This is a genomic window from Pseudomonas fluorescens (genome assembly GCF_000967965.1).
Classification (GTDB): Bacteria; Pseudomonadota; Gammaproteobacteria; order Pseudomonadales; family Pseudomonadaceae; genus Aquipseudomonas; species Aquipseudomonas grandcourensis.
Genome location: NZ_LACC01000002.1, coordinates 333,652 through 359,631 on the forward strand (window position 1 = coordinate 333,652; position 25,980 = coordinate 359,631).

Genomic DNA, 25,980 nt, shown 5'->3' on the forward strand with positions numbered 1-25,980 from the left:
TCACGCTTCTTGGGGTCAGAGGATCGACGCATCGAACTCATTGCCGCTGTTGTCCCGCAGCAGCAGGCGCGTTTGCCCTGCCCCTTCGATGTCGAAGGTCAGGTTGGGGTTTTCACTGACCGCCGGAAACAGCTCCAGCCGGGCCAGCACCTGCTCGTTGTGGTCGCGCAGCTCGGCATGGTTGATGAAGAACTCCGGGATGCCGCTGACCATGCCGTTGTCCATGGGATGGGCCACCTGCATACGCAAACGGCTGAACTCGCCCCGGGGATAGCGCCCGCCGAGCACTTCGCCGATGTGTTCTTCCCAGCCCGGTTGCGTGCGCACCACGCTCGGCGCAGTGCAACCGCCACCCGCGGCGTCAATCAGGGTCGAACCGATATGCCACACGCCGTCGCGGGTCAACACCGCCGCGCGCAAGGGCGTGGCCTGTTCGATGCGAATGCGCAACGACAGCCAGGGTAAAACGGAATTCAGCGGCTGGAAGTCGACGATTTTCGGCAACGGGTTCAGCTCTGCCCAGGCGAGGATTTTCACCACATCGCCCTTGAACGCCCGGGCGTCGATTTCCAGCGGCACCTGCCGGGCATCTTCGGCAAACGGCGGCGCCAGCAGCTTGACCCGATCATCGAAAACGAACGGCGCATTACCCAGAAACTGCTGGTGATAGAAGGCCCACATCACCGATGGCACCGGGTCTTTGCCGGGATTGATAGCGCCAGCATGTGCCGCCAGGCTTAACCAGCAGGCCAACAGACAACTCCCTCGCCATTTCATCGCCTGCTCCTTATTGATACATCTCGGGCACGTCGTATTGCAGGCCGTAATGGCCGTAGATGGTCTTCACCGAGCCCTCGCGGATCAGGCTTTCCAGCGCCTCTTCCACGGCATAGGCCAGTTGCCGGTTGCTTTCGTGCACCGCCATGCCGATTTCCCAGAGCTGCTTGCCCATGTTCGGATAGGCATTCTCCGCCAGTGCCACTTGCGGGTCGGCCGCTTCATGGACCTGCCAGTCGATTTCGCCGCGCATGGCCATCACCGCATCGACCTCACCGGCCTTCATCGCGGCAAATGCCTGGGGCACGCCCGGATAGTGATGGGTCTTGCCGGCGAGCATGCCGTTGAACACCGAAGTCAGGTAGAACGACGGCACGCTGTCGACTTCGACACCAATCGGGTGATGCTCGAACACTGCGACGCTGGCGACCTTGTCCAGCCGCCGGCGATCATAGGCCACCTGCCATTGTTCGTTCTGGTACGGCCCGAACATCACTACATGGCCATTTTCCAGTTCGCCTAGTTCGTTACGCTTCTGCGCGTAGTCACGGTCATAAGGCACGCGCATCATCAGGTCGGCCAGTTGCTGGTTGTGCAAGGCACTGGCACGCCAGATGTAATCGCGCAGATCGTCATCGAGCTTTTCCCCGGCCGGTGCCCAGATCAGTGTCAGGCGCACGCCGAGCGCCTTGGCCAGGGCCTCGGCGAGTTCGACATCGACACCCTGAGGCTTTCCGGCGCTTTCAAAGCTGTAGGGGGCGAAGTCCTTGTAGACCGCCACCTTCAGCTCCCCGGCGGCGATCATTTCGTCGTAGTTGCGAACCTGCGCCTGCGCCGCCTGGCAGCACAGCCACAGAGCGCTGATCAACACCGCGAGCAGGCGCATGGGTCACTCCTCGACGTGCACAGTGTCCAGATAAGTGCGCACCGCCCACAGGGCCTCCTGGCTCAGGTAGTCGGCCATCTTCGGCATGTACACCCGACCGTCGCGCACCGCGCCATGGCGCACCCGTTCGGCGAACCACTCATCGCCCGCCTCGCCGACATCGAGCATGCGCAAGTCGGGGGCGATACCGCCGGACTTGGCTTCCAGGCCATGACAGGCCGCGCAGTTCTGGGTGTAGGCCGAGGTGCCGATCTCCACTGCCTTGTCATGTTCCGGGGCGGTGCGATACGGGTTCACCGCGGCCCAGCCATCGGCATCGAGCTGCACACCGGCGTCCTTGATCGGGGTCAGCCCCGGGGTGGCCACGGCTTGTGGGACCACGTTGCCGTGGGCCCATACGGAACCTGCGCTGATCAAACTGACCAATAGCCCGGTCACGAGCAAGGCGTTGCGTTTTGTTTTCATTGTTATGCCCTCTGGATTGCACGCAAAACCTCTTGGCAGAGGCTATGGCAGCCATCTTAGAAACGGCATCGCACTCACCCCATGCTGCTTTGGTGGTCGCTACCTAGTCCCTTGGTAGTAAGGCGCTGGATGGACACCACCGGTACTTTCTGCATATTTCCTCAGCTTCACGGGCTACCTAAGCTGGCGCTACCTGTAATGGAGTGCCCTATGCGCCCGCTCATCCCTTACGCCCTGTTCTACCTGCTGGCGATTGCCTGCGCCGCCGGCCTGGCCACCCAGAGCCAGGCCGCCGATGCGCCCTTGCAGGTGCGGATCGGCTACCTGGGTTATCACCCCGACCCCGGCCCGCTGCTGTCCAACGTCATCCCCGAGCCCACCGATGCCGGGCTGCGCGGCGCCGAACTGGCGATCACCGACAGCAACAGCACCGGACGCTTTCTCAACCACGGCTACAGCCTGGTCAGCGCCAGCGTCGACAGTCCCGAAGCCTTGCTCGAAGCGGCAAAGGCGCAGCATGAACAGGGCCTGCGCCTGTTTGTGGTGAATGCCCCCGCGAGCAGCCTGCGCCAATTGAGTGCAGCACTGCCCGACAGCTTGCTGTTCAACGCCGGTAGCCCCGATGACAGCCTGCGCACCACCGATTGCCTGGCGAACGTGCTGCACACCTTGCCGAGCCGGGCGATGCTTGCCGATGCACTGGCGCAGTTTCTGGTGCTGCGCAAATGGCAGCGGGTGCTGCTGATTGTCGGCCCGACGCCGGACGATCAAGCCTATGCCGCCGCCCTGCGCCGCGGGGCCAAGCGCTTCGGCTTGCAACTGGTGGCGGAAAAAACCTGGAGTTTCGATAACGACCAACGCCGCAGCGCCCAGGCGGATATGCCGCTGTTCACCCAGACCGCCGAGTACGACGTGGTACTGGTGGCCGATGAACGCGGCGACTTCGGTGAATACGTGCCCTACCAGACCTGGTACCCGCGCCCGGTCGCCGGCACCCAGGGCCTGACCCCGGTGGGCTGGCACAAGACCGTGGAAACCTACGGCGCCGCGCAGCTGCAAAAACGCTTCGAAGCCCTGACCGGACGCTGGATGAATGACCGCGATTTCGCCGCCTGGATGGCCGTGCGCAGTATCGCCAGCGCCGTGAGCAAACTGCGCCAGGCCGAGCCGATGGCGATCCGTACGCTGGAAATCAGCGACCAGTTGCCCCTCGACGGTTTCAAGGGCCGCAAGCTCAGCTACCGGCCGTGGAACGGTCAGTTGCGCCAGCCGATTCCCATCGTCCAGCCCCGGGCGCTGGTCAGCACCTCACCCCAGGACGGCTTTCTGCACCCGTTCAACGAGATGGACAGCCTGGGCTACGACAAACCCGAGGTCAGCTGCCGTTTTCCCTGATCCGATAATCACAACAACAAGGAATCCGCCATGCGCCGCACCCTGCTCTCTTGCACTTTGCTGCTCGCCGCTGGCCATGCCGTTGCCAGCACTGCCTGGGTCTCCAACGAAAAGGACAACAGCCTGAGCCTGATCGACCTGCAGACCCTGCAAGTCACCGACACCCTGCCCGTCGGCCAGCGCCCCCGCGGCCTGCTGCTGTCCCATGACAACAAGCTGCTGTACATCTGCGCCAGCGACTCTGACCGGGTCCAGGTGATGGACGTGGCCACGCGCAAGATCATCAAGGAACTGCCCTCGGGTAAAGACCCCGAGCAATTTGCCCTGCACCCCAACAACCGCTGGTTGTACGTTTCCAACGAAGACGATGCGCTGGTCACGGTGATCGACACCGAGACCTCCAAGGTACTCGGCCAGATCAACGTCGGCGTCGAACCTGAAGGCATGGCCGTCAGCCCTGACGGCAAGTGGGCGGTCAACACCAGCGAGACCACCAACATGCTGCACTGGATCGACACCAGCACCCAGACCCTGGCCGACAGCACCCTGGTGGACCAGCGCCCGCGCTTCGTCGAGTTCTCCCCCGATGGCGCCCAGCTCTGGGCCTCGGCGGAAATCGGCGGCACCGTGACCATTCTCGATGTGGCCAGCCGCACCGTGCTCAAGACCCTGAACTTCCAGATCAAGGGTGTGCACCCGGACAAGGTCCAGCCGGTGGGCATCAAGCTCAGCGCCGATGGCAAGTACGGCTTCGTCGCACTCGGCCCGGCCAACCATGTGGCCGTGATCGATGCCAAGACCTTCGAGACTCTCGATTACCTGCTGGTGGGTCGACGGGTCTGGCAGATGGCGTTCACCCCGGATCAGAAGCAATTGCTGGCCACCAACGGCGTCAGCGGCGATGTCTCGGTGATCGATGTCGACAGCCTCAAGGTCAGCAAGTCGGTGAAGGTCGGGCGCTATCCCTGGGGTGTGGTGGTGACGCCATGAACGCCCTTGAAGTCAGTGATCTGAGTTTTGCCTACGGCGCCCGAGAGGCCTTGCGCAAGGTGAGTTTCAGCCTGGAGCCCGGGCGTTTCGCCGCGCTGCTGGGGCCCAACGGCGCGGGCAAGTCGACCCTGATTGCCCTGCTGACCCGGCTCTATGATCTGCAGCAAGGCGAGATCCGCATCGGTGGCTGCTCATTGCGCAGCGCGGCACGCCCGGCACTCAAGCAGATGGGTGTGGTGTTCCAGCAAAGCACCCTGGACCTGGACCTCAGCGTCGAACAGAACCTGCGTTATCACGCGGCATTGCATGGCCTGTCCCGGCGTCAGACCGACCTTCGGGTCGACGCCGAACTGGCCCGCCAGACCCTGACCGACCGCCGCCGCGAACGGGTACGCGAACTCAATGGCGGCCATCGTCGCCGGGTGGAAATTGCCCGCGCCCTGCTGCATGAGCCGCGCCTGTTGCTGCTCGATGAAGCCAGTGTCGGCCTCGACCCGGCGAGTCGCCTGGCGCTCAACCAGCACATCCGCAGCCTGTGTCGCGAGGAGCGCATCAGCGTGCTCTGGACCACCCACCTGCTCGACGAGGTGCAGCCTAGCGATGACTTGTTGATCCTGCATCAAGGCCGGCTGGTGGCCAGTGGGCAGGCCGATGCCCTGAGCCTGGAACACGGCGGTGACCTCGGTTCGGCCTTCACCCGCCTGACAACATCAGGAGCTGCCCAATGAACGCTTACTGGCAATGCTTTAGCGGTATCGTGCTGCGCGAGTGGCTACGCTTTGTGCTGCAACGCACGCGGTTTCTCAGCGCCCTGGTGCGGCCGCTGTTGTGGCTGCTGGTGTTCGCCGCCGGTTTTCGCGCAGCGCTGGGGATCGCGATCATCGAGCCCTACGACACCTACATCCCGTACGAGGTCTACATCATTCCCGGGCTGGCCTGCATGATCCTGCTGTTCAACGGCATGCAGGGCTCACTGTCGATGGTCTACGACCGCGAGATGGGCAGCATGCGCGTGCTGCTGACCAGCCCCCTGCCCCGCACCTTTCTGCTGTGCAGCAAACTGTTGGCCACGTCGCTGATTTCGCTGTTGCAGGTGTATGCGTTCCTGGCGATTGCCTGGGTCTACGGCGTGCGGCCACCAGCCATGGGGCTGTTGCTGGCGTTGCCGGCCTTGCTGCTGGTGGCGTTGATGCTCAGCGCACTGGGCCTGTTGCTGTCGAACGCAATCCGCCAGCTGGAGAACTTTGCCGGGGTAATGAATTTCGTGATCTTCCCGCTGTTTTTCCTGTCATCGGCGCTGTATCCGCTGTGGAAGATGCGCGAGGCCAGCGAGTGGCTGTATTGGTTGTGCGCGGTGAATCCGTTTACCCATGCTGTGGAACTGGTGCGTTTCGCCCTGTATGAACGCTTCAATCCGCTGGCGCTGGTGGTGTGCGTGGGGCTGACGTTGCTGTTTGCGTTGCTCGCCGTACTGACCTTCAACCCGCAGCATGCGGCCTTGCGCAAGGCCGGGTAACAGGATGAAATTACTACTTTAGTACTGGTTTCCCTGTCTATCGTCGCATTCCCAAAGCCCCCCCGACTGGCATGTAATAGGTCCATAACTATAAGGACTGAACCCATGCCACGCGCCCGACGTTGCCTGTTGCGCCCTGCTTTCGCCGCCCTGTCGCTGAATCTGCTGCTGAGCACCGCGCAGGCCGACACAGCGCTGTTCTCCGCCGATGGCTATCGCATCGGCCTGTACCGCAGCCCGACGCCCGACCAGCTGCAAGGCGCAACCATCATCGACACCCCCGCCCTGCAAACCCTGCTCAATCAAACTCCGCACCCGGTGCTGATCGACGTCTACCGCCGTCAGTGGCTGCAAGGGCAATTCATCGAAGACCAGCCCCATGAAAACCTGCCCGGCAGCCATTGGCTGGCCAATACCGGGGATGGCGACCTGACGCCGCAATGGCAGGACTATTTCGCCACCAACCTGAAAAAGCTGACCGCCGGCGACCCGACGCAACCGCTGGTCTTCTACTGCCGCTCCGACTGCTGGTTGAGCTGGAATGCGGTCAAGCGCGCAGCCACCATGGGCTATAAGACTCTGTATTGGTATCGCGATGGCCTGGATGCCTGGCAAGCGGCCAATCTGCCGGTTTCGCCAGCCCGGCCCGAACCCTTTCCCTGAGCTTTACGCGTGCGTGTTGTTGCCACACCATAATCAAAATAATGAGGTGAAAGGCCATGTACAAAATCCTGATTGCCGACGATCACCCGCTGTTTCGCGAAGCCATTCACAACGTCATCAGCGACGGTTTTGCCGGCAGCGAAGTGATGGAAACCGCCGACCTGGACAGCGCCCTGGCCCTGACCCAGGAACACGATGACCTGGACCTGATCCTGCTCGACCTGAACATGCCCGGCATGCACGGGCTCAATGGCCTGATCAACCTGCGTAACGAAGCGCCGACCATTCCGGTGGTGATTGTCTCCGCCGAGCAGGACAAACAGATCGTGCTGCAAGCCATCACCTATGGTGCGGTGGGCTTCATCACCAAGTCCTCGCCACGAGCCCAGATGACCGATGCGATCCAGCAGATTCTCAATGGCAACGTCTACCTGCCCCCGGACATCATCCGCACCGGCAAAAGCAGCACCCATCGGCGGATGAACGACACCCCTAGCTTCCCGCCCGAACTGCTCCAGGCCCTGACCCGCAAGCAACTGCAGGTGCTGGAACGCATGACCAAGGGCGAATCGAACAAGCAGATCGCCTACACCCTGGAAATCGCCGAGACCACGGTCAAGGCCCACGTCTCGGCGATCCTGCGCAAGCTCAACGTGCACAACCGGGTGCAGGCGATCCTGAGTGCCGGGGATATTGATTTCGGGTCTTATCTGCGGCGTTGATTCAAGACCGCGGCGCCTCCATCGCGAGCAGGCTCACTCCTACAGGGACAGCGATGTACCTGTAGGAGTGAGCCTGCTCGCGATAGCGGTGGTGAAAACGTCGAGATATCAAGGCCGGTCGAGTAGATGACTCATCGCCGTCTTCAGCTTCATCGGCCGCACCGGCTTGTGCATCAGGGTGTGGCCCAGTTCGCGGATCTGCAGCTTGAGTTCATTGCTGTAGTTGGCGGTGATCATCATCGCCGGAATCGGTGAAGCACGACGGGCATTGATTCTTGCCACCGCATCGACACCGTTCTGATCGTTGTCCAGGTGGTAGTCGGCGATCAGCAGGTCGGCCTCGGCGTGGTAGTTGTCCACTTGCCGCGCCAGGTCCTCCTCCGACAGCGCCGTCACCACCCGACACCCCCATCCCTCCAGCAAGGTGCGCATGCCGGCACAGATGGTCGCGTCGTTGTCCAGCACCCATATCCGCGCACCCCGCAGGCGCTCAAGCATCGGCTCGCTCATCTGCAACGCCGGCGGCGGTGTCGGCGCGGTGGCGCTCAAAGGCACTTCGACCGAAAACATCGAGCCCCGGCCCGGCCACGAGCGCACATGAATGGGATGCCCGAGGATGCCGGCGATCTTCTCGACAATCGCCAGGCCCAGGCCCAGACCGCGATCCTGATCGGGGCGCTGCACATCGCCGCGCTTGAACTCCTGGAAAATCTCCTCCAGGCGATGCTCGGCAATGCCCATGCCGCTGTCCCAGACTTCGATCGTCAGGCACTGATGATGCCGCCGGCAACCGAGCACCACGCGACCACTGTAGGTATAGCGAATCGCATTGCTCAGCAGATTGCGCAGAATCCGCGCCAGCAGCTGGATGTCGCTGCGCACCAGCGCCGAACAGCCGATGAAGTGCAGTTGCAGGCCTTCACTGCGCGCCACCTGGGTGTATTCGGCGGCCAGGTTGTCCAGCAGTTCACTGAGGGCGAACGGCGCAATGTCGGCCTTGATCACCCCCGCATCGAGCTTGGAAATGTCCACCAGGGTGCCAAGCAGGTTCTCCACGTCTTCCAGGGAATTGCTCACGTTGCGCACCAGAATCTCGCTGGACATCGGCTCGCGCCGTTCCAGCAAGGCACTGGTAAACAGGCGCGCGGCATTCAACGGTTGCAGCAGGTCGTGGCTGACGGCGGCGAGGAACTTGGTCTTCGACAGGTTGGCCTGCTCGGCTTCCTGCTTGGCTTCGCGCAAGCGTGACTCGACCAGCCGACGCTCATCGATCTCGCGCAACAACTGATCGTTGAGGGTGGTCAGTTCCGCCGTGCGCTCGCGTACCCGCAGCTCAAGGTTCTGATACGCCTGATGCAGCGCCTCGGCGGTGCGGCGGCGTTCAGTGATGTCGCGGATCAGCACGAAAATCCCCACCACCTCGCCACTGGCCAGACGGTTGGGCACATAGGAGCGCAGCATGTAGCGCTCCTGGTTGTTGACGTTGGTTTCGGCGAACTCGAAGGTCACGCTCTCGCCGGCCAGCGCCCTGGCCACGTAGGACTCCAGGCGCTGGTAATGCTGCTCGCTGTGCACTTCGCGCAGGCTCTGGCCGAGCATCACGCCGCGGGGCCAGCAGTACCATTCTTCGTAGACCTTGTTGGTGAACTCGTAGACCAGGTCGGCATTGAGGTAGGCAATCAATGCCGGTACGTGATCGGTGATCAGGCGGATCCAGTGTTCGCTTTCACTCAGCGCTTCGGCGTGCTGGTAGCGTTCGGTGATGTCGGTGAAGGTATTGACGAAACCGCCGGTGGGCAACGGATGGGTGCGGATTTCCAGGACCCGGCCATCGTACAGGCGCTGTTCGCACTCGCGGACCGGTCGCCCGTTGCTATCGCGGCTGGCCGGGGTCAGCAGGTTCAACTCGCTGTCGGCGATCACTTCGGCAAACGGGCGATGGGCCGCCACCGGCGCCAGACCGCTCAACTCCAGGAAACGCCGGTTCCACAACTCCAGGATGCCTTCGGCGCTGACCATCGCCACCCCTTGGGACAGGTTGTCGACCGCCCGTTGCAACAGGTGCGACTTCTGCGCCACCGCCTGCTCACGGCGCATGGTTTCGCTGAGTTTGACGTCGGTAATGTCGGTGAACAGGATCACCCGCCCCCCTTCCTGGGTCGGCCGCTCGCTGACCTGCAGCCAGCGCCCGTTCTGCAGGCGGTACAGCAGGTTTTCGTCGGCATGCCCCCGAGGCTCTTCGGTGAACAGGCCGTTGTTCATCATCAATCGCTTGACCTCGGTCAGGCGCATGCCGGCATTGATCCGCACCCGGCTGTTGCTCCAGAACGCCTTGAAGCGACTGTTGAACAGTACGATGCGCTGCTCTGCATCGAACAGCACGAAGGCGTCGGAAATGCTTTCGATGGCATCGATCAGGTGTTGATGCGCCGTTTCCGCGCGCAGGCGGGCTTCGCTGAGCAGATGATTACCGGCCTTGAGTTCGGCCATGGCCTGGTTCAGGGCATCGGTGCGTTCGCGCACTTGCTCGGCCAGCACCACCGAATGCTGGAATGCCGCGTACGGATCGTTGCCGCGGGTCCCCCCGGACTCGACCCGTTCGATCAGCGCGCCATTGATGCGTTGCAGTTTATGGTTTTCCAGGCGCAGCCTGGCCAGTTCGGCCTGCAGCTCAGCGATGTCCTGGGGCACGGCCTCGGGCAATGGCAACGCCGGTGAAGGTCTGGTTGATGTGCATGCCATTGAACTGTTCTCCATAGGTGTTGAAACCCATCACCCGTTGCTCACGCAAAAACGTGCCGATCTGATCAAGACTGCCGTCGTCTTCGAGTTCCAGACGCCGCAGGAAACAGTCACAACCGATGGTCAGCAGCAAATCGCCCAGGCGTTCCTGCAACCCCTCGAACAGGCTCTGCAGGTTCGGCAGCATCGGCCCCGGGGTCATGGCGGTGAGGACGATGCCGTTTTCCACGGCGCAGTAGAAACTCAGGCTCAGGTCTGGATGCACCTGCTGGATGGCCCGCACGTAGTACTGCTGGTTGATCCGCACCGCCAACGGGTGCGCGGCGAAGACCCGGTGATCGAGCTGCGCCACCGGCACGCCGATGTGCCGGGCGTACTCGGCGGCGGCCGGCTCGGCATTGAGTTCGAAGACCCGGCGCAAGGTGCTGTCGGCCCCGGTGACCACCAGCTTTTCGGCGCGGGGCAGCACGTGGTGGGTGGTGAACACTTCGAAATCCAGCCAGGTATTGACCAGCACCACCACGGCCGCGCCGCTGTGGAACTCGCCATCGAAGTACACATGGGTATGGGTCAGGTAGTTATCGTCGCCGGCCGAGCCGCCGAAATGCGGAATGTCGCCCAATGCCGCGCTCAAGGCGGCCAGGACCATTTCTTCGCGGCTGGACAGGCCATCGAGCAGGGTCAGGGCAAAGCTGTTGCCCTTGATCGGTGCCAGGGTGTTGCTGCGACAGCCACTGACCAGGCGCTCGACCATTTGCTGGGCGTCGATCAGGCTGAAGTGCTCCATCTGGTCGATCAGCTCGACCGCGATGGAAAAGTGCCGATGATCAAAGCCGACCGCTGTCACGCAATTGCGTCCGTAGCCCAGCGGGGTTATTTCTCCGGCGCTGGTGCAACCCGCCAGGCGAATGCCGCCGAAGCTTTGCTCCAAGGCCTGGCCCAGCGCCTGCAAGTCGTACTCGGCGGAACAGAAGAACAGCACGAACCCCAGGTGCGGATGCAACAACTGTCGTGCCAGTTCCTGCGCGACCTGCCGGGCATCGGTGGCCTGGGACATTGCGCTGACGACGCCATTGCTCTGCTGCATCCTTACCTCCCGCAGGTGCGTGTGTATGAGGCACGAGTGTACGAAGTCTGCGGGGTGCGACGAATGCTACTTGGGTAGCGGGTAGCCGCTTCGATGGGATGAGACGGTTGGCGACCCTCGCCGCGATGCGCACGGCCAGGGCCACCTCCCGGGGTTACCAGGTCAGCACAGCGCCCACGGCAAAGGTGTCGGTGTTTTCGTTCTGCTCGTTGGTGTCGTGGCCGTTGATTTCGAACTGGTTGTACTCGGCCACCAGCTTGAGGTTGTCGTTCACGTCATGGAACAACGCGATGCCGCGGGTCTCGTAGTCCGCGCCGCTGCCGACCACGCCGTTGCCATCGTCATTGGTCTTGCCGTAGGACAAGGCCAGTCGGTTCTTGCCCAGTTTGTAGGAGCCCTGCAACAGGTAGCCGTCGCTGTCGACGTTGCGCAGGGTCGGCTCGCCGGCATTGTTGGTGAAAAACGGGTTGATGCCCTTGGCCTGGAAGCCGGACCCGGTGAGGGACAAGCCGCCCATCTTCGCCTGCACGCCATAACCGACACCTTTGGAGGTGACGGTCTCGACCGTGGAATCGGTGTTGTCCGAGGTCTGGTAGCTGCCGTTGACCCAGCTGTAGATCTTTGCCCCGGCCAAGTCGAACTGATAGGTGACTTCGCTCTCGGTACGCGGGTTTTCCTGATAGGCCTTGCCCGTCGGGCTGCTGTCGTTGGTGTCCACCGGGTCCATGATGCCGACCGCCACGCGCAGTCCGTCCATCACCGGGGTGCGATAGGTGATCTGCGAGGTCGGGAACGGGTACGGGTAACCGGTGCCGATGTTGCCGAACGACACCCCGCCGCCATCCACCAGCCCCAACGTATCGCTGACCTGACCGTAACCGGCGAGCATTTCGTCGAGCAGGATGTTGGAGCGGGCGAACAGCCCGAAGTCCTTGCCGATCAGCACTTCGCCCCATTCCGGGTTGGCCACGGTGCCGTAGAACTGCCGCACATCAATGGCGGTGTCGGTGCCGTTGGTTTGGCTGTCGTTGATGGTGACCCAGAACGAGGCACGGGCGCCGAGCTTGAGATCGTCTACCTGCTTGCCCATGTTGAACCCCAGGTAGTTGGGCAGGAACCCCATCTTGACCCGGGCCTGTCGACGGTCGAACTGATCGCCGGCGCGGTCGACATCGCTGTTCACGTAGAAGGCGTTGATGTAGCCGTCGGTGGAGAACGTGGTCTGGTCCTTGTCGTACAGCATGATATCCGCCTCGGCCACCTGGCTCAGGCCAAAGGCAGACAGGCTGGCGATAATGGCAGGCAGAAAACGATGCGTGACGTTCTTATTGTTGTGCATGGCGCGCTCCGAAACGGGGGACTGAGTGTCGGAGGCGATTATCGAAACCAGACCGGCGGCGCCATACGCTGCCTTGGGGCTGGTTTTCAGGTGCTTTGGATGGGCCGGCGGTGCGCGACCACTATGGCGTAAGACCGCTGGTCGGCGAGGCTCGCCACTTAGGGTGTAGGCCTGTGGACCCCAGTGGCGTCCACAGGAACCGGTACCGGCTAGGCGTTGGCCCGAAACAGCATGTAGGCGGCGACCACGACGCAGGTGCTGGCGAACCCGACCTGCAACGCCCGCGCCGGCACCCGGGCGCAGAGCTTGCGACCGATGATCATGCCGACGATGCTGGAGACGATGAAGGCAATGCCCGAACCGTCGATGCGCACCCCGGCATGGAAGGCGCCGATCACACCGATGGCCGAAATCAGGCTGATCACCATCAGCGACGTGGCAACGATCCCACGCATCTGCACGTCGGTCAGTTGCTTGAAGGCCGGGACGATCAGAAAACCACCACCTACCCCCAACAATCCTGAGACTACGCCAGTCACCGCCCCGAGCGCGGCGAGGGTCGCGGTGCATTTGGCGGTCCAGGAAAAGCGCCCGGTCTGTTGATCGAGCATGCAGTTCTTCTGGCCCCAGTTGGCCTGACCGTGATCGCTGGGGCCCCCGTCCTTGCGCTCGCGGCGCAACATCCGCCCGGCCACCACGACCATCAGCAGGCTGAACAGGATCATCAGGATTTTTTCCGGCAACTGGTGGGCAAAGTAGATGCCCACCGGCGAAAACACCGCTCCGAGCGCGGCGATCAGCAGCGCCGCGCGATAACGCACCAGGCCATGGCGCAAGCCGTCGATGGCACCCACCGCTGCCGCACTGCCCACTGCAAACAACGCCACCGGAGCGGCCTGGGTCATGCTCCAGCCCAACCCCAACACCAGGGCCGGGACCGCAAGGATACCGCCGCCGGCGCCAGTCAAGCCGAGCACCAACCCCATCACTACACCAAACAGACTTGCCAGCAACATAGGGAGTTCTCAGTCGACCTTGGTCACACGTGTCAGCCACTCGCGGCCCTTGAGCATGCCGTTCCAGTAGAACCACGGTAGCAGTGTCGCCTTCAGCCACCACGCCGAGCGGCGCGGGATCGTCGGGTCAAGGGGAAAGGTCGGCAGCAACTTGCCCGCGTACCCGAACTCGGCAAGGATCACCTTGCCCTTCTCCACCGTCAGCGGGCAGGAGCCATAGCCGTCGTACTTCAACGGCAGCGGCTGTTGCTTGCGCAAGGCCAGCAGGTTTTCGGCCACCACCACGATCTGCTTGCGCACCGCCGCGGCGGTTTTCGCATTGGTGGTGCCGCAGATATCACCCAGCGCGAAGACGCCGGGATAACGCGGATGCTGCAGGCTGTGGGGGTCGACTTCGCACCAGCCGGCGGCGTCGGCCAGCGGACTGCGGGCAACGAAATCCGGGGCCACCTGAGGCGGCACGACATGCAGCAGGTCAAAGGACTTTGCCTGGCGCGTGACATTGCCATCGGCATCCCTGACGTCGAACCACGCGGTTTTCGCCGGGCCGTCGACCTTGACCAGGTTCGAGTTGAACGCCAACCGGGCTTTGTACTTCTCGATGTATTTCATCAGCGGCGGGACAAAGGTCGCCACCCCAAACAGCGCCGCACCCGCGAGATTGAATTCGACGTCGATGTTGTCCAGCACACCGGTCTTGCGCCAGTGATCGCAGGACAGATACAGCGCCTTTTGTGGCGCTCCGGCACATTTGATCGGCATGGCCGGCTGGGTGAACAGCACCTTGCCGCCGCGCAATTTCTGCACCTGATCCCCAGGTGTAGGTCGCGTGCCGGTAGCTGTAATTGGAAGTCACGCCGTGCTGGCCGAGGGTGTCCTCCAGTCCTTCGATTTTCTCCCAGGCCAGGCGCAGGCCGGGGCAGACCACCAGGTTTTGATAGCTGACCGTGCGCGCGTCACCGAGGGTGAGTTGGCGCTTGTCGGGATCGATGCCCGTCACGGCAGCCTGCAGCCAATGAGCCCCGCGCGGCATCACCGACGCCATCGGCCGCACGGTGTTTTCCACGTTGTAGGCACCACCGCCGACCAGTGTCCAGGCCGGTTGATAGTAGTGCCGGGAGTCGGGTTCGATCACGGTGATGTTCAGATGCGGGCTACGCTTGAGCAGGCTGGCGACAAAGCCGATGCCCGCCGTGCCGCCGCCGATGACCACGATATCTGCACTGATGGATGGGCCCCAGTGTTGATCGTTCATTGCTTGTTCCTTTTGCTGCACGCAAGGATTGATGCTAGTCGAAACGAAATCTCATTGGATTGGTGTGCTGGCTTGCATTCAGGGTTGAATCCAGCTTTTTAGCACCGCCCCGCAATAAAGCCCGGAGAGGGTTTTCATCACCTGGATCACTTCGTGACTGGCGAGACCGTAAAAAATGTACTTGCCTTCACGACGGGTGGCGACCAGTCCTTCATCGCGCAGGATCCCCAATTGCTGGGACAGGGTCGGTTGGCGCACGCCGGTCATTTTTTCCAGCTCGCCTACGTTGCGTTCGCCCTGAGTCAGCTGGCACAGGATCAACAGGCGATCCTCATTGGCCAGGGCCTTGAGCAGCGCACAGGCCTTGGAGGCCGAGGCGCGCAGTTGGGCGACTTCACATTCGGTCAGAATGGATTGCATTTGCAGGATGCCTTCAATGTCACTTAAGCTGTAAACATTATGTTTAAATATATAATGTTGCAACCCACGGCTGAAATTTCGCCGTCTTGCTTTTCCTACCCTGCACAGGTTCGTGTCCATGCCCGCGCTGATTGAAGCTTTCCTCGACCCCGCCTCCTCGACCTACAGCTACGTGGTCTACGAGGCCGATGGCGGGCAGTGTGCGATTGTCGATCCGGTGCTCGACTACGACGCCGCCGCCGGGCGTACCGCGACCACCCAGGCCGACAGGATCATCGCCTTCGTCCGCGCCCGTCAGTTGCAAGTGCAATGGCTGCTGGAAACCCACGCCCATGCCGATCACCTGTCCGCCGCGCCGTATCTGCGTAGGGAGCTTGGCGGCAAAATCGCCATTGGCGAGTCCATCAGCAAGGTCCAGGACGTGTTCAAGGCGCTGTTCAATCTGGAGCCATCCTTTCGCGTCGACGGTTCCCAGTTCGATCAGCTGTTCGCCCCCAACGAATCGTTCATGATCGGCAACCTCAAGGCGACCGCCCTGCACGTGCCCGGCCATACCCCGGCGGACATGGCCTACCTGATCGACGCAGATGTAATTCTGGTGGGCGATACGATGTTCATGCCCGACGTCGGCTCTGCCCGTTGTGACTTCCCCGGCGGCAATGCCAACCAGATGTTTGCCTCGATCCAGAAACTGCTGGCCTTCCCCGCCAGCGTGCGCCTGTACGTCTGCCACGACTACCCGCCCGAGGGACGCGCGTCCGAATGCATGACCACCGTCGGTGAACAGCGCAAACACAACATTCACGTACGCGACGGTATCGACGAAAACGCCTTCGTGGAAATGCGCACCCGGCGCGATGCAGGGTTGGGGATGCCGACACTGTTGCTGCCGGCGATCCAGGTGAACGTACGGGCGGGGAATTTGCCGCCCGCGGAAGACAATGGTGTGACTTACTTGAAGATTCCGATCAATCAGTTGTGACTGCCGGGCTGCACCTCTTGCTTGCGCCACTGCCGGGACGCCGCGCTGTAGGTAAACGCGAGAATCTGACCGGGAGAGATGAAATGTTCAAGCTCATCCGTGCCTTGGGAATGACTGATTCGGGTGGTAAAGGTTGCGTCGCACACGATCAGCACCACACTGTTGGCGGGAGCCGCCGCCGGCAAGTACACCAACGGCGCGTAATTGCTGACCGACAATGTATAGCGAACGAATTTCTCGCCGTCGCAGGGCGCCGCAATCACATGGCCGTGCTCATTCGGTGAGCAATCGCGCACCTGCAACGCCCATTGGCGTGAGCCATCAAGACACACCAGGGCAACAACCTCCCCCTTCGATAAACGGACGCCAGGCAGTGGAACATCACTGCCACGCAGATCCAGTTCACATTCGGCGTCCGCATCCGAGCAAATCAGCAACCGGTGTGGCTCTTCATCAAGAATCGGCGGCAGCGCCACTGTTTCAGTCCAGTGTGAGTCATCGATCTGCAAGATCATATGCCGGGCGCTTGGCATGCCTTGGACGCCAATGCCCGCCGGGCTGACCTGTACAACATCAGGAATGCCCAACGCTCGGCTGCGGAACTGGTTGGAATAGATGATGTTGTCCACCAGGCGATGTCGTAACGACCAATCGCAATTGATGATGTAGTACTTCATGATCGGGTGGCTGGCGGAGCCGGCAGCAAACCATGACATCAATGAACCGGAGATATCTTTGGCTCCTTCGAATGGCAAATTCATGCGATGGGCTTGAATTGCCCGCAACTCACCCAAGGGTTTGACTTCGTTGCCCACCTTGTCGATAAAAGCTTTGAGTTCAGCGTCCGACGGTGAGTTCACGCCGATCCAGCGCTGATTGACCGCAGGCCAGAACACCGTATCCCGCGGCGTGGCATTGTATGAAATAACGACACGTTTTTGACCGGGCAATCCCCAGATTTGCGATACCGTCATGTCTCGATACACAGGCGAAATGATCGTGTCGCCAAAAGAGGCTTTCAGAATTCCGGCCAATTCTTTATGCACTTCGGCCGTAAAGTTCCTGAATTCATGAAAGTCCAAAATCACGATCTCGCGCTTAGCGTCCCAATCAGGGCTTTTATGAAACATAAGTACCGCATTAACAATATCGCCCTGAACTGTTCGACCGTTGGTTGCGTCGTGAAAGATCGAAAAGCGCCGTGGATCACCGCTCAGGTATCCCCCATAATAATGAACCCTGAGATCCAGCACCCGAATACCGGAACACAACTGATTGAATGGCGCAACGTCTTGGCAATCGTCATACTGACGAGAATACGGCGCTTGTTTATCAGAACCGGAGTTATGGGTACCCGGCAGGATGGCCTGATGAATCGACAAGTTGCTGACAACACCGTATGCACGCATCCAGTGGGTACGAATGTTATTGAAGGGTTTGCATATCCCGCCATCCCAACTTCCTCCCGGGCACCAGCCGGCGGTAATTCCAACATCACTATCCAGGGCAGATGGACCCGGCCCACCGTCCAGAGTGGCCTGGATATCCATCAAATCAGTTCCACCCATGTCCTCGACAAACGGCTCAAAAACAGGAGGAACATATTCTTTTATATTTCCGTAATCATCCAGATCATCAGGGTTGACGTCCAGCGAGTAGGCCAAAGCAATTTTATCTAATACAGGCTTCATTATGCTTCACTCTAGTTAATCAATAGTGGAGAGCAAAACATAAAGAAAACTGCATCACACAAATATGAGTTCAAACTGTAGAACGGCGTTGTACAGCTGTGACTTATTGCGTCAGTAAAAGTAGTGAAACCGCCAATCCTTATTTATCCAGGGTCAACCCATTGGCCGGCAACGGCAGCGCGGTCTTGTATCGCACCTGCTTGAGCGCAAAGCTCGACCGGATGTTCGCCACCCCCGGCACCTTGGTCAGAAAGTCCATCATGAAGCGTTCCAGCGACTGGATGGTCGGCACCAGCACCCGGATCAGATAGTCCGGGTCGCCGGCCATCAGGTAGCACTCCATCACTTCGGGGCGATCGGAAATCGCCTCTTCGAAATGCTGCAACGCCTCCTCCACCTGTTTCTCCAGGCTGACGTGAATGAACACGTTCACATGCAGCCCCAGCAGGTCGGCATCAAGCAGCGTCACTTGCTCGCGAATCACCCCCAGTTCTTCCATGGCCTTGACCCGGTTGAAGCACGGGGTCGGCGACAGGTTCACCGAACGCGCGAGGTCGGCGTTGGTGATGCGCGCATTCTCCTGAAGGCTGTTGAGAATGCCGATGTCGGTACGGTCCAGTTTGCGCATGAGACAAAACCACCTGTTTTTTGTGTTTATGCAGGTTTTTTATCTGCAAATGATCTTTAGCGCAACGAAACAGAGAGAAATATTCTTCTTGGCCGGGCCTATGATTGTTGTAGGACAAGATTTCTTCTACCGAACGAAATCTGTCAGCTCACTACAAGAAATTCACAAGATCGAGCGTAGAAGCCATGACCCAAGCGTATGAACCGCTGCGCCTGCACGTCCCCGAACCCTCGGGCCGTCCCGGCTGTAAAACCGACTTCTCCTACCTGCATCTGACCGATGCCGGCACGGTGCGCAAACCCCAAATCGACGTTGAACCGGCTGACACGGCTGACCTGGCCCGTGGCCTGATTCGCGTGCTCGACGACCAGGGCAATGCCCTCGGTCCCTGGGCCGAAGGCGTCTCTAGCGAGATCCTGCGCAAGGGCATGCGTGCCATGCTCAAGACCCGCATCTACGATAACCGCATGGTGGTCGCCCAGCGTCAGAAAAAGATGTCGTTCTACATGCAGAGCCTTGGCGAAGAAGCCATCGGCAGCGCCCAGGCCCTGGCCCTGAACATCGACGACATGTGTTTCCCGACCTACCGCCAGCAAAGCATCCTGATGGCCCGCGACGTTCCGTTGGTCGGCCTGATCTGCCAGCTGCTGTCCAACGAGCGCGATCCGCTCAAGGGGCGTCAGTTGCCAATCATGTACTCGGTCAAGGAATCCGGTTTTTTCACCATCTCCGGCAACCTCGCCACCCAGTTCGTGCAAGCCGTGGGCTGGGGCATGGCCTCGGCGATCAAGGGCGACACCAAAATCGCTTCGGCGTGGATCGGCGACGGCGCCACCGCCGAGTCGGACTTCCACACCGCCCTGACGTTCGCCCACGTGTACCGCGCGCCGGTGATCCTCAACGTGGTCAATAACCAGTGGGCGATCTCCACCTTCCAGGCGATTGCCGGTGGTGAAGCCACCACCTTCGCCGGTCGTGGCGTCGGTTGCGGCATTGCCTCCCTGCGGGTCGATGGCAACGATTTCTACGCGGTCTACGCCGCCTCTGCCTGGGCCGCCGAACGCGCACGCCGCGGCCTCGGCCCGACCATGATCGAATGGGTCACCTACCGCGCCGGCCCGCACTCAACCTCCGATGATCCGTCGAAATACCGTCCGGCCGATGACTGGAGCCACTTTCCGCTGGGTGATCCGATCGCGCGCCTCAAGCAGCACCTGATCAAGACCGGTCACTGGTCGGAAGAGGAACACACCGCGGTCAGCGCCGAGCTCGAAGCCGAAGTGATCGCAGCACAGAAAGAAGCCGAACAGTACGGCACCCTCGCCGGCGGCCAGATTCCGAGCGCCGCGACCATGTTCGAAGACGTCTACAAAGAGATGCCGGAGCACTTGAAGCGCCAGCGTCAAGAGTTGGGGATCTGACATGAACGATCACAACAACAATATCGAGCTGGAAACCGCCATGACCACGACCACCATGACCATGATCCAGGCCCTGCGCTCGGCCATGGATGTGATGCTTGAACGTGACGACAACGTCGTGGTCTTCGGCCAGGACGTGGGCTACTTCGGCGGCGTGTTCCGCTGCACCGAAGGCCTGCAGAACAAGTACGGCACCTCCCGGGTGTTCGACGCGCCGATCTCCGAAAGCGGCATCGTCGGTGTCGCCGTGGGCATGGGCGCCTACGGTCTGCGTCCGGTGGCCGAAATCCAGTTCGCCGACTACGTGTACCCGGCCTCCGACCAGATCATTTCCGAAGCCGCCCGCCTGCGTTATCGCTCGGCTGGCGAATTCACCGCACCGATGACCCTGCGCATGCCATGCGGCGGCGGCATCTACGGCGGCCAGACCCACAGCCAGAGCATCGAGGCAATGTTCACCCAGGTCTGCGGCTTGCGCACGGTGATGCCGTCCAACCCATACGACGCCAAGGGCTTGCTGATTGCCTCCATCGAAAACGATGACCCGGTGATCTTCCTCGAGCCGAAACGCCTGTACAACGGCCCGTTCGACGGCCACCACGACCGCCCGGTAACCCCGTGGTCGAAGCACCCCGCCGCGCAAGTGCCGGACGGTTACTACACCGTACCGCTGGACGTCGCTGCGATCACCCGTCCGGGCAAGGACGTCACCGTGCTGACCTACGGCACCACCGTGTACGTATCGCAAGTCGCTGCTGAAGAAAGCGGCGTTGACGCCGAAGTCATCGACCTGCGCAGCCTGTGGCCGCTGGACCTGGAAACCATCGTCAAATCGGTGAAAAAGACCGGCCGTTGCGTGGTGGTGCACGAAGCGACCCGTACCTGCGGCTTTGGCGCCGAACTGGTGTCGCTGGTGCAAGAGCATTGCTTCCACCACCTGGAAGCGCCGATCGAACGCGTCACCGGTTGGGACACCCCCTACCCGCACGCGCAAGAGTGGGCGTATTTCCCAGGCCCGTCCCGAGTGGGCGCGGCGTTGAAACGGGTCATGGAGGTCTGAATGGGCACGCACGTCATTAAAATGCCGGACATTGGTGAAGGCATTGCAGAAGTTGAATTGTCGGTATGGCACGTCAAGGTCGGCGACATGGTCGTCGAAGATCAGGTGCTGGCCGATGTCATGACCGACAAGGCGATGGTCGATATCCCGTCGCCGGTGCATGGCAAGGTCATCGCCCTTGGCGGCCAGCCGGGCGAAGTCATGGCGGTTGGCAGTGTGCTGATCAGCATTGAAGTCGAAGGCGCGGGTAACGTTAAGGAGTCGGCGCAACCGGCTCCCGTTAAAGAAGCCCAGGTGGCCACACCTAAAGTTGAAGCCGTGGCTGAAAGCAAACCGGTCGCTGCCCCGGCGCCGAAAGCTGCCGTCTGCCAGGGCCCGATGGTTGCTCGCCAGGCCGATGAGCGCCCGCTGGCCTCCCCGGCCGTGCGCAAGCATGCGCTGGACCTCGGCATTCAATTGCGCCTGGTGCGTGGCAGCGGCCCCGCCGGCCGTGTACTGCATGAAGACCTCGACGCCTACCTGGCCCAGGGTCAGTCGAACGCTTCGGCACCGGTGGCGGCTGCTTACGCCCAACGTACCGATGAACAGCAGATCCCGGTGATCGGCATGCGCCGCAAGATCGCCCAGCGCATGCAGGACGCCACCCAGCGTGCTGCCCACTTCAGTTATGTCGAAGAAATCGACGTCACCGCCGTGGAAGAACTGCGCGCGCACCTCAACGAAAAACACGGCGCGACCCGCGGCAAGCTGACTTTGCTGCCGTTCCTGGTCCGTGCCATGGTCGTCGCCCTGCGCGACTTCCCGCAGATGAACGCCCGCTACGACGACGAAGCCCAGGTCATCACCCGCCTTGGCGCGGTGCATGTGGGCGTCGCGACCCAGAGCGACGTTGGCCTGATGGTGCCGGTGGTGCGTCACGCCGAAGCCCGCAGCCTGTGGGACAGCGCAGCGGAAATCGCTCGCCTGGCCACTGCCGCGCGCAACGGCAAGGCCAGCCGCGACGAGTTGTCCGGCTCGACCATCACTCTGACCAGCCTTGGCGCCTTGGGCGGCATCGTCAGCACGCCGGTGCTGAACCTGCCGGAAGTGGCGATTGTCGGCGTGAACAAGATCGTCGAACGGCCAATGGTGATCAAAGGCCAGATCGTGATCCGCAAGATGATGAACCTCTCCAGCTCCTTCGATCACCGCGTGGTCGACGGCATGGACGCGGCGCTATTCATCCAGGCCATCCGTGGCTTGCTCGAACAACCCGCTACCTTGTTTGTGGACTGATTTTTGTTGGAGAGCACCATGCAAACTTTGAACACCACTCTGCTGATCATCGGCGGCGGTCCTGGCGGTTATGTGACAGCGATCCGTGCCGGCCAGTTGGGCATCCCGACCATTCTGGTGGAAGGCCAATCGTTGGGCGGCACCTGCCTGAACATTGGCTGCATTCCGTCCAAGGCACTGATTCACGTCGCCGAGCAGTTTCACCAGACGCAGCACCACCATCAGCTTTCGGCCCTGGGCATCAGCGTTTCGGCGCCTTCCCTCGATATCACCAAGAGCGTTGAGTGGAAGGACGGCATTGTCGATCGCCTGACCACCGGCGTTGCCGCGTTGCTGAAAAAGAACAAGGTCCAGGTCGTTCAAGGCTGGGCCAAAGTGGTTGACGGAAAAACCGTGGATGTCGGCGACACGCGCATCCAGTGCGAGCACCTGGTGCTGGCCACCGGTTCGAAAAGCGTGAACCTGCCGATGTTGCCGATTGGCGGGCCGATCATCTCGTCCACCGAGGCCCTGGCGCCGACGTCCGTACCCAAGCGCTTGATCGTGGTCGGCGGTGGCTACATCGGTCTGGAGCTGGGCATTGCCTATCGCAAGCTCGGCGCCGAGGTCAGCGTGGTGGAGGCGCAGGAACGCATCCTGCCGGCCTACGACGCCGAACTGACCCAGCCTGTGCACGACGAACTGAGAAAACTCGGCATAAAGCTTTACTTGAAACACAGCGTGCAAGGCTTTGATTCAAAAGAAAATACATTGCAGGTATTGGCCCCGAACGGCGCGACCCTGAACCTGGAAACCGATCAGGTGCTGGTGGCCGTCGGTCGCAAGCCGAACACCCAGGGCTGGAACCTCGAAGCGCTGAACCTGGACATGAACGGTTCGTCGATCAAGATCGACCACCGCTGCCAGACCAGCATGCGCAACGTGTATGCCATCGGTGACCTGAGCGGCGAACCGATGCTCGCCCACCGGGCCATGGCCCAGGGCGAGATGGTCGCCGAGCTGATCAGCGGTAAATCCCGCGAGTTCAACCCGACCGCCATCGCCGCCGTGTGCTTCACCGACCCGGAACTGGTGGTGGTCGGCAAGACCCCGGACGAAGCCAACGCCGCAGGTTGGGACTGCATCGTGTCGAGCTTCCCGTTCACCGCCAATGGCCGGGCGATGACATTGGAGTCGAAAAGCGGCTTCGTGCGGGTGGTCGCCCGTCGGGACAATCATGTGATTGTCGGCTGGCAGGCGGTGGGCGTTGGCGTGTCGGAGTTGTCCACGGCGTTTGCCCAGAGCCTGGAGATGGGCGCACGCCTGGAAGACATCGGCGGCACCATCCATGCGCATCCGACGTTGGGTGAGGCCGTGCAGGAAGCGGCGTTGCGGGCGTTGGGGCATGCGTTGCATCTGTAAGCAGATCGACCGGAGGCCAATTGTGGCGAGGGAGCTTGCTCCCGCTGGGCGGCGAAGCCGTCCCAACCGGACCACCGCGGTCTTTCAGAAGTTCCGCGATGCCTGGTTTTACCAGTGCTGCGCACTGGAACGGGAGCAAGCTCCCTCGCCACAGGATTTCGAACAATGAGGGATCGGCGGCTTTTTTCATGAGCAGGCTAAGAAATCTGTCCGTCACCCGATAGTCTGGGCTGCGATTTAGCCCAAGAATGAAGTATTGTTGTCCCCATCCAAAAAACGTCAGAAGCCTTGAACCGTTTCGGCGGTTGTTCAGTGATAGAGGGTGTCATGGGTAACGAAAGCATCAATTGGGACAAGCTGGGTTTTGACTACATCAAGACCGACAAGCGCTATCTGTCGTATTTCCGCAATGGCGAGTGGGACAAAGGCACCCTGACCGAAGACAACGTGCTGCACATCAGCGAAGGCTCCACTGCCCTTCACTATGGCCAGCAATGCTTCGAAGGCATGAAGGCCTATCGTTGCAAGGACGGCTCGATCAACCTGTTCCGCCCGGACCAGAACGCCCTGCGCATGCAGCGCAGCTGCGCCCGCCTGCTGATGCCGCAGGTGGAAACCGAGCAGTTCATCGAAGCCTGCAAGGAAGTGGTCCGCGCCAACGAGCGTTTCATTCCGCCGTACGGCACTGGCGGCGCGCTGTACCTGCGTCCGTTCGTGATCGGCGTGGGTGACAACATCGGCGTGCGTACCGCCCCCGAGTTCATCTTCTCGATCTTCTGCATTCCGGTTGGCGCCTACTTCAAGGGCGGCCTGACCCCGCACAACTTCCTGATCTCCAGCTACGACCGCGCCGCGCCACAAGGCACCGGTGCCGCCAAGGTCGGTGGCAACTACGCCGCCAGCCTGATGCCGGGCTCCCAGGCCAAGAAAGCGCATTTCGCCGACTGTATCTACCTGGATCCGCTGACCCATACCAAGATCGAGGAAGTCGGTTCGGCCAACTTCTTCGGGATCACCCACGACAACAAGTTCGTGACCCCGAACTCGCCATCGGTACTGCCGGGCATCACCCGTCTGTCGCTGATCGAGCTGGCCAGGTCCCGCCTGGGTCTGGACGTGGTCGAAGGTGACGTGTTCATCGACAAGCTCTCCGACTTCAAGGAAGCCGGTGCTTGCGGTACCGCTGCGGTGATCACGCCGATTGGCGGCATCAACTACAACGACCACCTGCACGTGTTCCACAGCGAAACCGAAGTCGGCCCGATCACCCAGAAGCTCTACAAAGAGCTGACCGGCGTGCAAACCGGCGACATCGAAGCGCCAGCGGGCTGGATCGTCAAGGTCTGACCTGACGCCAGACGCACAAAAGCCCCCCATCGGGAGACCGATGGGGGGCTTTTTCATGGCCGAATGAAAAAATCGTCCGAACGCGGCCCGAGCCTGCGGCGGCGCCTACAGTGGCCGCCCCCCAACCCCCGTAGGAGCGGCCGCAGGCCGCGATCTTTTGCCATCACGCTCAATGGGCAACTCAACCCCGAACCGCCCCGCTACCTCCTTGCGCCCCATCGCCGTCAACGCCAACGCCCGACTGTCCAGATCCTGGGTCACCCACTTGCGCTTGAGCGCCGTTTGCAGCAACGCCGCGCCCAGCGACCCGCCCAGATGTGGCCGGCGCATGCTCCAGTCCAGGCACGGGCAGGCAAAGCGGCGGCGCAAGGTGCTCAAGTCCTGTACCTCGATCCCGAGCCCTTGAAACATTGCCGTACCACTGTCGCTCAAGCGATAGGCCTGTTCGTCGGTTTCCTCCAGCCAGCCCGCTTCGAGCATCCGGTCATGCAACAGCACGGCCAGGGTTCCCGCCATGTGGTCGTAGCAGGTGCGGGCAAATTGCAGGCGATCCGGGGTCCGCGCCCGGAAGCCCGGCGCGGTGTTCTGGCCGATCACCATCAGTGCCTCCAGGGCCTGGGCCACGCGTTTGTCCGCCAGGCTGTAATAGCGGTGGCGTCCCTGAACGTGCAGCCGCACCAGCGCCAGCTCCTTGAGTTTGGCCAAGTGGGCACTGGCGGTCGACGCGCTGACTTCGGCCACCGCCGCCAGTTCGGTGCTGGTGCGGGCGTGGCCGTCCATCAGCGAACAGAGGATTTTCGTCCGCGCAGGCTCAGCGATGGCTGCCGCCACCTGCGAGATGCCGATGTCGTGATGCTCTGCGCTCATATTTCGCTCCCGGACGAATCAAAGCCCTTTCGGAC

23 protein-coding genes and 1 pseudogene are annotated in these 25,980 nt (G+C 61.5%); 12 read left to right on the forward strand and 12 right to left on the reverse strand.

Features of this window, described 5'->3' with window-relative positions; genetic code table 11:
- Positions 1-15: 15 nt before the first annotated feature.
- Genes VC35_RS01435 through pedF form a run of 3 tightly spaced genes read right to left on the reverse strand, consistent with a single transcriptional unit; the run spans position 16 to position 2,128 of the window.
- Complete coding sequence (locus VC35_RS01435) at positions 16-777, reverse strand: quinoprotein dehydrogenase-associated SoxYZ-like carrier (protein WP_046037294.1); 762 nt, start codon at positions 775-777, stop codon at positions 16-18.
- Positions 778-787: 10 nt separating this feature from the next.
- Complete coding sequence (locus VC35_RS01440) at positions 788-1,663, reverse strand: substrate-binding periplasmic protein (RefSeq protein WP_046037295.1); 876 nt, start codon at positions 1,661-1,663, stop codon at positions 788-790.
- A 3-nt stretch (positions 1,664-1,666) separates the two neighbouring features.
- Positions 1,667-2,128: a cytochrome c-550 PedF gene (gene pedF / locus VC35_RS01445; protein WP_046037296.1), complete on the reverse strand. Its 462-nt coding sequence runs from the start codon at positions 2,126-2,128 to the stop codon at positions 1,667-1,669.
- A 210-nt stretch (positions 2,129-2,338) separates the two neighbouring features.
- On the opposite strand from pedF, the gene VC35_RS01450 reads away from it, so the two are divergent.
- The 6 genes from VC35_RS01450 to VC35_RS01475 all read left to right on the forward strand — a co-directional run bounded on the left by VC35_RS01450 (position 2,339) and on the right by VC35_RS01475 (position 7,414).
- Positions 2,339-3,523, forward strand: coding sequence for an ABC transporter substrate-binding protein (locus VC35_RS01450; protein ID WP_046037297.1), 1,185 nt, complete (start codon positions 2,339-2,341; stop codon positions 3,521-3,523).
- Between the two features lie 30 nt (positions 3,524-3,553).
- Positions 3,554-4,513: a YVTN family beta-propeller repeat protein gene (locus tag VC35_RS01455; protein WP_046037298.1), complete on the forward strand. Its 960-nt coding sequence runs from the start codon at positions 3,554-3,556 to the stop codon at positions 4,511-4,513.
- Positions 4,510-5,241 carry an ABC transporter ATP-binding protein gene (locus VC35_RS01460; RefSeq protein ID WP_046037299.1) on the forward strand — a complete coding sequence of 244 codons (732 nt, stop codon included), beginning with the start codon at positions 4,510-4,512 and terminating at the stop codon, positions 5,239-5,241. The genes VC35_RS01455 and VC35_RS01460 overlap by 4 nt, the downstream gene beginning before the upstream one ends.
- Complete coding sequence (locus VC35_RS01465; RefSeq protein ID WP_046037300.1) at positions 5,238-6,029, forward strand: ABC transporter permease; 792 nt, start codon at positions 5,238-5,240, stop codon at positions 6,027-6,029. Before VC35_RS01460 ends, VC35_RS01465 begins: the two co-directional genes overlap by 4 nt.
- Before the next feature lie 105 nt (positions 6,030-6,134).
- Positions 6,135-6,692, forward strand: a complete 558-nt coding sequence (locus VC35_RS01470) for a PQQ-dependent catabolism-associated CXXCW motif protein (RefSeq protein WP_046037301.1) — start codon at positions 6,135-6,137, stop codon at positions 6,690-6,692.
- A gap of 56 nt (positions 6,693-6,748) precedes the next feature.
- Positions 6,749-7,414 (forward strand): response regulator transcription factor, encoded by a 666-nt coding sequence (locus VC35_RS01475; RefSeq protein ID WP_046037303.1) that lies wholly within the window; start codon positions 6,749-6,751, stop codon positions 7,412-7,414.
- A gap of 108 nt (positions 7,415-7,522) precedes the next feature.
- Here VC35_RS01475 and nahK read toward each other — a convergent pair whose 3' ends face one another.
- From nahK to VC35_RS01505, 6 genes and pseudogenes are all read right to left on the reverse strand, one after another.
- Positions 7,523-10,117 (reverse strand): hybrid sensor histidine kinase/response regulator NahK/ErcS', encoded by a 2,595-nt coding sequence (gene nahK / locus VC35_RS01480; RefSeq protein WP_046037304.1) that lies wholly within the window; start codon positions 10,115-10,117, stop codon positions 7,523-7,525.
- On the reverse strand, positions 10,086-11,243 hold the full coding sequence (gene nosP, locus VC35_RS01485) for a nitric oxide-sensing protein NosP (RefSeq protein WP_046037305.1): 1,158 nt from the start codon (positions 11,241-11,243) through the stop codon (positions 10,086-10,088). The genes nahK and nosP overlap by 32 nt, the downstream gene beginning before the upstream one ends.
- Positions 11,244-11,397: 154 nt before the next feature.
- Positions 11,398-12,582, reverse strand: a complete 1,185-nt coding sequence (locus VC35_RS01490) for a porin (protein ID WP_046037306.1) — start codon at positions 12,580-12,582, stop codon at positions 11,398-11,400.
- A 209-nt stretch (positions 12,583-12,791) separates the two neighbouring features.
- Positions 12,792-13,598, reverse strand: coding sequence for a sulfite exporter TauE/SafE family protein (locus VC35_RS01495; protein ID WP_046037307.1), 807 nt, complete (start codon positions 13,596-13,598; stop codon positions 12,792-12,794).
- Between the two features lie 9 nt (positions 13,599-13,607).
- Positions 13,608-14,853: pseudogene (locus VC35_RS01500) on the reverse strand (NAD(P)/FAD-dependent oxidoreductase).
- A 78-nt stretch (positions 14,854-14,931) separates the two neighbouring features.
- Positions 14,932-15,273: an ArsR/SmtB family transcription factor gene (locus tag VC35_RS01505; protein ID WP_046037309.1), complete on the reverse strand. Its 342-nt coding sequence runs from the start codon at positions 15,271-15,273 to the stop codon at positions 14,932-14,934.
- A 118-nt stretch (positions 15,274-15,391) separates the two neighbouring features.
- Between VC35_RS01505 and VC35_RS01510 the strand changes: the two genes are divergently transcribed.
- Entirely contained in the window at positions 15,392-16,255 is an 864-nt protein-coding gene (locus tag VC35_RS01510; RefSeq protein WP_046037310.1) for an MBL fold metallo-hydrolase, read from the forward strand.
- On the opposite strand, the gene VC35_RS29405 is transcribed toward VC35_RS01510, so the two are convergent.
- Both VC35_RS29405 and bkdR read right to left on the reverse strand, forming a co-directional pair.
- Positions 16,246-17,946 carry a hypothetical protein gene (locus VC35_RS29405; protein WP_185754726.1) on the reverse strand — a complete coding sequence of 567 codons (1,701 nt, stop codon included), beginning with the start codon at positions 17,944-17,946 and terminating at the stop codon, positions 16,246-16,248. The two genes, VC35_RS01510 and VC35_RS29405, sit on opposite strands and share 10 nt — an antisense overlap.
- A gap of 139 nt (positions 17,947-18,085) precedes the next feature.
- Positions 18,086-18,574, reverse strand: a complete 489-nt coding sequence (bkdR, locus tag VC35_RS01520) for a Bkd operon transcriptional regulator BkdR (protein WP_046037311.1) — start codon at positions 18,572-18,574, stop codon at positions 18,086-18,088.
- A gap of 185 nt (positions 18,575-18,759) precedes the next feature.
- Here bkdR and VC35_RS01530 point away from each other — a divergent pair, with 185 nt between their 5' ends.
- From VC35_RS01530 to VC35_RS01550, 5 genes are all read left to right on the forward strand, one after another.
- Positions 18,760-19,995: a 3-methyl-2-oxobutanoate dehydrogenase (2-methylpropanoyl-transferring) subunit alpha gene (locus tag VC35_RS01530; RefSeq protein ID WP_046037314.1), complete on the forward strand. Its 1,236-nt coding sequence runs from the start codon at positions 18,760-18,762 to the stop codon at positions 19,993-19,995.
- Position 19,996: 1 nt separating this feature from the next.
- Positions 19,997-21,055 (forward strand): alpha-ketoacid dehydrogenase subunit beta, encoded by a 1,059-nt coding sequence (locus VC35_RS01535; protein ID WP_015095444.1) that lies wholly within the window; start codon positions 19,997-19,999, stop codon positions 21,053-21,055.
- Positions 21,056-22,330 carry a dihydrolipoamide acetyltransferase family protein gene (locus VC35_RS01540; RefSeq protein ID WP_046037317.1) on the forward strand — a complete coding sequence of 425 codons (1,275 nt, stop codon included), beginning with the start codon at positions 21,056-21,058 and terminating at the stop codon, positions 22,328-22,330.
- Positions 22,331-22,348: 18 nt separating this feature from the next.
- Entirely contained in the window at positions 22,349-23,731 is a 1,383-nt protein-coding gene (lpdA, locus tag VC35_RS01545) for a dihydrolipoyl dehydrogenase (RefSeq protein WP_046037318.1), read from the forward strand.
- 327 nt (positions 23,732-24,058) lie between these two features.
- Positions 24,059-25,078 (forward strand): branched-chain amino acid aminotransferase, encoded by a 1,020-nt coding sequence (locus VC35_RS01550; protein ID WP_046037319.1) that lies wholly within the window; start codon positions 24,059-24,061, stop codon positions 25,076-25,078.
- Positions 25,079-25,183: 105 nt separating this feature from the next.
- On the opposite strand, the gene VC35_RS01555 is transcribed toward VC35_RS01550, so the two are convergent.
- Positions 25,184-25,945 carry an ArsR/SmtB family transcription factor gene (locus VC35_RS01555; RefSeq protein WP_046037320.1) on the reverse strand — a complete coding sequence of 254 codons (762 nt, stop codon included), beginning with the start codon at positions 25,943-25,945 and terminating at the stop codon, positions 25,184-25,186.
- Positions 25,946-25,980: the final 35 nt, after the last annotated feature.